The organism is Saccharopolyspora rectivirgula DSM 43747 (genome assembly GCF_000497205.1).
Lineage (GTDB): Bacteria > Actinomycetota > Actinomycetes > Mycobacteriales > Pseudonocardiaceae > Saccharopolyspora > Saccharopolyspora rectivirgula.
On record NZ_AYJW01000105.1, the window covers coordinates 1 to 6,183 of the forward strand.

The 6,183-nt window shown below is 70.6% G+C and carries 8 protein-coding genes; 6 read left to right on the top strand and 2 right to left on the bottom strand.

Translation table 11 applies throughout. From position 1 onward, the window contains the following. The 6 genes from SREC43747_RS0118580 to SREC43747_RS0118605 all read left to right on the top strand — a co-directional run. On the top strand, positions 1-440 hold a 440-nt coding region (locus SREC43747_RS0118580; RefSeq protein ID WP_029722895.1), incomplete at its 5' end, for a Maf family protein. 76 nt (positions 441-516) lie between these two features. Then, positions 517-891 (top strand): DUF1707 SHOCT-like domain-containing protein, encoded by a 375-nt coding sequence (locus SREC43747_RS0118585; protein ID WP_029722896.1) that lies wholly within the window; start codon positions 517-519, stop codon positions 889-891. Between the two features lie 33 nt (positions 892-924). Beyond that, complete coding sequence (locus SREC43747_RS0118590; RefSeq protein ID WP_029722897.1) at positions 925-1,593, top strand: DUF3558 domain-containing protein; 669 nt, start codon at positions 925-927, stop codon at positions 1,591-1,593. A 162-nt stretch (positions 1,594-1,755) separates the two neighbouring features. After that, positions 1,756-2,124 (top strand): hypothetical protein, encoded by a 369-nt coding sequence (locus tag SREC43747_RS0118595; protein WP_029722898.1) that lies wholly within the window; start codon positions 1,756-1,758, stop codon positions 2,122-2,124. A gap of 3 nt (positions 2,125-2,127) precedes the next feature. Next, positions 2,128-2,955, top strand: a complete 828-nt coding sequence (locus SREC43747_RS0118600) for a PPE domain-containing protein (protein WP_029722900.1) — start codon at positions 2,128-2,130, stop codon at positions 2,953-2,955. Between the two features lie 2 nt (positions 2,956-2,957). Continuing rightward, a complete protein-coding gene (locus SREC43747_RS0118605; protein ID WP_029722901.1) occupies positions 2,958-3,767 on the top strand; it encodes an ESX secretion-associated protein EspG in 810 nt (269 codons plus the stop codon). 15 nt (positions 3,768-3,782) lie between these two features. On the opposite strand, the gene glpD is transcribed toward SREC43747_RS0118605, so the two are convergent. Beyond that, positions 3,783-5,480, bottom strand: coding sequence for a glycerol-3-phosphate dehydrogenase (gene glpD, locus SREC43747_RS0118610; protein ID WP_051388151.1), 1,698 nt, complete (start codon positions 5,478-5,480; stop codon positions 3,783-3,785). 191 nt (positions 5,481-5,671) lie between these two features. Beyond that, positions 5,672-6,183, bottom strand: a 512-nt coding sequence (locus SREC43747_RS20005) for a DeoR/GlpR family DNA-binding transcription regulator (protein ID WP_037332610.1), incomplete at its 5' end; no start/stop codon positions are given.

Below are 6,183 nucleotides of genomic sequence, written 5' to 3' on the forward strand. Positions count from 1 at the left end.
AGAAGAGCATCCTGCCTGGGGAGGACGACGATTCGATGCTGCTGATGGGCAATGGCGAGGTCGTCGGCAAACCCGGCACTCGCGAGGCGGCCGCCCAGCGGTGGAAGCTGAACTCCGGCAGCACCGGGGAACTGCTCACCGGCCACGCCGTCGTCCTGCTGCGCGGCGGGACCGTGGTCGACCGGGCGGCGGCGCACCTGGGCACCACGGTGCGGTTCGGGGAGCCGGACGAGGCCGAGCTCCAGGCGTACCTGGACACCGAGGAACCGCTGCACGTCGCGGGCGGGTTCACGCTGGACGGCTACGGCGGTTGGTTCATCGAGGGGGTCGACGGCGACCCGTCGAGCGTGCTCGGGATCAGCTTGCCGCTGACCCGCAAGCTGCTCGCCCGCGTCGGGGTGCGGGTGGTCGACCTGTGGGGCGGGGAGCCCGCGGAGTGACCTCTCCCGTCCCGGGCGGAGCACCGACAACCGGACAAAACGCCGACCCGAACATCGGCGCACGTAAGATGGGGTTGTGAGACCTCAACGGCCGGGCAAGGACCTGCGGGTCGGGGATCCTGAGCGAGAGCACGCGATGCGCTTGCTCGGGGAGCACCTGTCAGCCGGCCGGTTGGAAGTCCACGAGTACGACCAGCGGTGCCGCCAAGCGGCGACCGCTCGTTTCCGCTCCGAGCTGGACGCGCTGTTCGACGATCTCCCGGATCCGCGGCCGGACAGCCCGCGGCCCGCCCCCGCCACGCCGAAGCGGAACGGCCAGCTGGCCTGGCGGCTCACCGTCGGCGCCGGCGTGCTGGCACTGGCCCTTCTGCTGGTGGTGGTCGCTCGGACCGCCGGGGTGGTGCTCCTGGTTCCGCTCGTGGCCGTGGCGTGGCTGGCGTGGCAGAAATAACCGACGGACATCGACTCCTATACCGTGAAGGTCATGCACAGCTCGCACACCTCTGGCGGGCAGCGGCTCGGAGTGCTCGCCGCTGGCCTGGTGCTGCTCACCGGGTGCGGCGCGGGGCAGTCCGAACAGCAGTTGCAGGAGCCTCCGCAACCTCCGCCGCCACCGCCGGCGCCCACGACGAGCGCTCCGCCGGAACCACCACCACGGCCGTTCGAGATCCGGCTGGACGGCGTTGACCCGTGCGAACTGCTCTCCGCCGAGCAGCGCGCCCAGCTCGGGTTCGACCGCGATCCCACACCGGACTCGGAAGCCGGTTTCGGCAACGCGGCCACCTGCAGCTACCGCAACACCTCCGGGAAGGTTGGAGCCCGACTGGCGCTGGTCACCACCGAGGGCATGGGGGTGTGGACCGACGACACCGCCCAGGTGGAGGCCACCCCGAAGACCATCAACGGCTTCCCCGCCCTGGTCATCAAGACCCCGGGCCTGGACCTCTCCTGCAACGTGGCGGTGGACGTGGCCGAGGGCCAGCACCTGGACGTGCTCTACCGCGACGACGGTGGTCAGCCGCCGCCCCCGGTCGACCAGTTGTGCGCGGGAGCCGAGCGGGTGGCCGAAGAGGTGCTGAAGACGATGACCGCGCCCGAGACCTCCAGCGAGGTGCCGGAGACGTCCAGCAGCACGCCGACCGCCGAGCGGTGAACCTGTACTCACCGCGTTCGCAGCACTCCCCAGAGTGATTCTCGGCGGCTACAGTGATCGACGGACGTTGCGCTCCGGCACCCGCCGGCGCGGCTTCCGGATCGGCTGGACGAGGCCGCGGGGGTCCGCCCGCGCGGGGTTCGCGTTCTGGGGAGGAAGCAAGTGCCGCAGGATTCTCCGCAGGGATCGTCCGATGACCTGGCGGGACTCTCCGGCGGGTCGATGCGGGTGGAACCGTCGGCGATTCCCAGGCTGGTCGAGGCCTTGCAGGAATCGCTGGACACGGTTGGCGTGCAGATCGAGCACGCCATCACCGAGCTGCGCATCCGCCCCTGGGCCGGCGATCCGGTGAGCAGGAGTGCAGCTGACGAGTTCAACCGGTACAGCACCGCGGGCGGCGAGGACGCGTTGACGGCGCTGTGCAGCTACCGCGATCAGCTGCAGACGGCTGCCGAGTCGCTGGAGCAGGCCAGCCGCCAGTACCAGTGGATCGACAGCGACAACGCCGGCGCGCTCGGCGGAGGTTGCTGACCCATGAGCGACCACCGCTGGCAGGGCTACAGCCACGCCGAGCTGTACGAGCAGATCCACGACGGCCCCGGCGCGGAGAGCTCGCAGGCACCGGCCCACCGGTGGCGGGAGCTGACCCGCGCGCTCGGGGAGGTCGATCAGCAGCTGCGGGCAGCGCTGACGGCGATTTCCGAGGACTGGCGAGGGGCCGCCGCCGACAGCGCTCGCCGCGGGCTGGGACCGCTCGGGGACTGGGCCGCGCAGGCGCAGCAGGCCGCCGAGATCATGCGGGACCGCGCCGAGCAGCAAGCCGAGCTCATCAGTTGGGCGCGCAGCGAGATGCCACCTCCGGTGGAGATCACCACGGAGGACCCGGGCACCGCGCACACCCTGTTGACGCACCTGTTCGGCGGGCAGACCGACTACGAGGTCGAGGAAGCCCGCAAGAACGCCGCCGAACAGCGCGCCTTCGACGTGATGCGGACCTACGAGGCCGCGACCGCGGCGAACACGACTTCGCTGGCGTCGTTCACCCCGCCGCCCAGGGTGGTGGTGGACGTGCCGGAGGCGAGCGGGCGTTCCGGGGCATCGCCGGGGGTGACCATCAGCTGGGCCGCGGCTCCCCCGCCGCCGGTGTCCGACAGCGCTTCCCGCGGGCCCGGCCCGGCCAACCGCGGGTCCGCCTCGTCCAACCGCGGGCGGACCGGTCGGCGTCCCGCCGCGGGCTCCGGTGGACGGTCCCGACGGCAGCACGATGCCGAGCAGCAGCACGAGGTCACCGAGAAGCTCGGTCGCCCCGGTGATTTCTTCGAGGTGCCCGAGGTGCTCTCCCGTCCGGTCATCGGCGAGTGACCATGGTTGACGACGACACCACGACAAAACTGTCCACTCTGGAGTTCGACGTTCTCGTCGAACAACTGGAACTGCCGATGCCGCTGGTGCTGAAGGTGCCGTCGCCGGGCCGCACCCACTCCGAGCGGGCCGAGCTGGTGGAGACGGCCTGGCGGTCCATGCGACGCCGCGGACTGGGCCGGCCGACCGCGGTGGCACCTCGGCTGGCCCGCATGCTGCGGGTGCTGTGCCAACCGGATCGAGAAGTGGACGGTCGACTGTGGCTCGCCGGCAGCTGCCGGCTGTTGGCAGCCGCGAGGTCCGGTGATCCGCAAGGCGTCCTGGCTGTGAAGACGGGCGAAACCCTGGTGCTGCGGGAGATCCCGGCCAGCGGTCTGGCGCGCGCCGCGGTCTCGGTGCTGCCGCCGCAGCCGGCCGGCCCGGGCCGCTCGGTGTCCCTGCGCAGCCGGGACCTGGACAGCGCGGCCGCGGAAACCGGCAGCACCGTGGAACACCTCGCCGCCGCGCTGCGCAAGCGCGGGGTGCGCAGCGACGACGCCGAGATGCTCACCCGCATGGTCACCGGGGCTGGCTGGCGCGGCCAGTTCGGTGCAGCTGCCAAGGACCAGCTTGGTCAGCGGGTCCGGGGCAGCTACGTGGTCGGTTTCTTCGACACCGAACACGGCCGCTACGTGCAACTGCGCCGGCCATCCCCTTCCGCCGAGCTGTGGAGCACGATAGCCCCGGTGGACCAGCGGCGGCTGCTCGCCCACGTCGAAGAACTGCTCGCCGAAGTGACCTGCCGGGAGCCCTCGCCGATCGGCCTCGGCTGAGGACGCCGGCACCGCTCACTCGGACACGTCCAGCAGTTCCGACCGGGCTTCCGGCGCAGCGGACCGGGCCGCGTCCGCGGCGTGGTCGTCGGGCTGCAGCTGCGAAGCGCGCTCAGCCTCGACGCGCTTGGTGTACACCTCCACTTCTCGCTGGAGGCGCTCCTCGTCCCAGCCGAGCACCTCGGCCAGCAGCCGGGCCACGGGCTCGGCGCACTCGGTGCCGCGGTGCGGGTATTCGATCGAGATCCGGGTCCGCCGGGTCAGCACGTCCTCCAGGTGCAGCGCACCTTCGTGGGTGGCCGCGTACACCGCTTCCACCTGCAGGTAGTTCGCCGCGCCTGGAATGGGCTTGAGCAGCTCCGGACGCTCGTCGGCCAGGGCGAGCAGGTCGTGGATCTCCGAGCCGTAGCGGTCGAGCAGGTGCCGGACCCGGTACGGGTGCAGCTTGTGCTTGGCGGCCAGCTGGTCGGCCTGGTTGACCAGGGCGTGGTAGCCGTCCGCACCGAGCAGCGGCACGCGGTCGGTGATGGACGAGGCCATCCGGCCGGAGATGTCCGGGGCGATGGCGTCCACCGCATCGGCGGCCATCACCCGGTAGGTGGTGTACTTGCCTCCGGCGATCGCCACCATGCCGGGGGCCACCCGGGCCACCGCGTGCTCCCGGGACAGCTTCGAGGTCTCCTCGCTCTCCCCGGCCAGCAGCGGCCGCAGCCCCGCGTAGACGCCCTCGATGTCGTCGTGGGTCAGCGGGGTGGCCAGCACCTTGTTGATGTGGCCGAGGATGTAGTCGATGTCGGCCTTGGTCGCCGCCGGGTGCGCCAGGTCCAGGTTCCAGTCGGTGTCGGTGGTGCCCACGATCCAGTGGTTGCCCCACGGGATGACGAACAGCACCGACTTCTCGGTGCGCAGGATCAGCCCGCTCTCGGCGACGATGCGGTCCCGCGGCACCACGATGTGCACGCCCTTGCTGGCCCGCACCCGGAACCGGCCGCGACCACCGGACATCTTCTGCAGTTCGTCGGTCCACACACCGGTGGCGTTGATGACCGCCTGCGAGCGCACCTCGGTTTCTTCACCGGTTTCGGTGTCGCGCACCCGCACCCCGGCGATCCGATCGGCTTCCCGCAGGAAACCGGTGACCTGAGCGGAGGTCATGACCACCGCTCCGTAGCGGGCGGCGGTGCGGGCCAGTGTCAGGACGTAGCGGGCGTCGTCGGTCTGGGCGTCGTAGTAGCGGATGCCGCCGATCATCGAATCCCGCTTGAGCGCCGGGAACAGGCGCAGCGCGCCGGCTCGGGTCAGGTGGCGCTGACCGGGCACGGACCGGGCCCCGCCCATCGTGTCGTAGAGGAGCAGCCCGGCTGCCGTGTACGGGCGCTCCCAGATCCGGTGGGTCAGCGGGTAGAGGAAGCTCACCGGCTTGACCAGGTGGGGAGCCAGCCGGGTGAGCATCAGTTCCCGTTCGCGCAGAGCTTCTCGGACCAGGGAGAACTCCAGCTGCTCCAGGTAGCGCAGGCCGCCGTGGATGAGCTTGCTGGACCTGCTGGAGGTCCCGGAGGCGAGGTCGCGCGCTTCCACCAGCGCCACCCGCAGGCCTCGGGTGGCCGCGTCCAGCGCCACGCCGCATCCGGTGACCCCACCGCCGATGACGACCACGTCGAATTCGTCGTTGGCGAGCCGGTTCCAGTTCTCCGCCCGTTCCGCAGGGCCCATCTTGGCGTTCAGACGGGCCTCGTTCTGCTTGTTCTCGCTGGACACTGGCGTCCTCCTGTGTGTTGCGGAAAGTCCGCTTGCCGGCAGTCCGCAGCTGCGGCGGTCCGTCGGTGCGGCCCTTGCCTCGTGGTCCCACCGCGGGTGGTGGATGCACGCCAACCAGTCAGCCCTGCGGTGGTCATCATGCCCGACTAGTTGCGTCCTTGCTCGTCGTTCTCTCCTTCGGAAGTCCCCGCCTGCCGCACCCGGGCGCCACGTTCTCGGAGAAAATCGATGTCTTCTTGGGAAGTCCGGGAATCCACGATCACCACGTCGAAATCGGAGGCCTGCGCCACCGCGTGCAGCGCCCGCCGGCGGAACTTCGTGTGGTCCACATAGAGCACTCGCTGGCGCGCGGAGGCCAGCATTGCCTTCTTGATCTGGACCATCTCCTGCTGCGGGTAGAAGCAGACACCGTCGGTGACCGCGGAAACCGACATGACCGCCAGGTCCACCCGGAGGTTGCGCAGCGCTTCCAGGGCCATCCCGCCGACGAACGCGTCGGCCCACGGCAGGAAGTCCCCGCCCACGCAGATCAAGTGGATCCCTTGGACTCCGGCCAGCTCTTGGAAAACCCGCCGGTAGTTGGTGATCACGGTGAGCGGCGCTCGCTCGGGCAGCAGTCGGGCCAGGTAAACCCCGGTGGTGGAGTCGTCGAGCATCA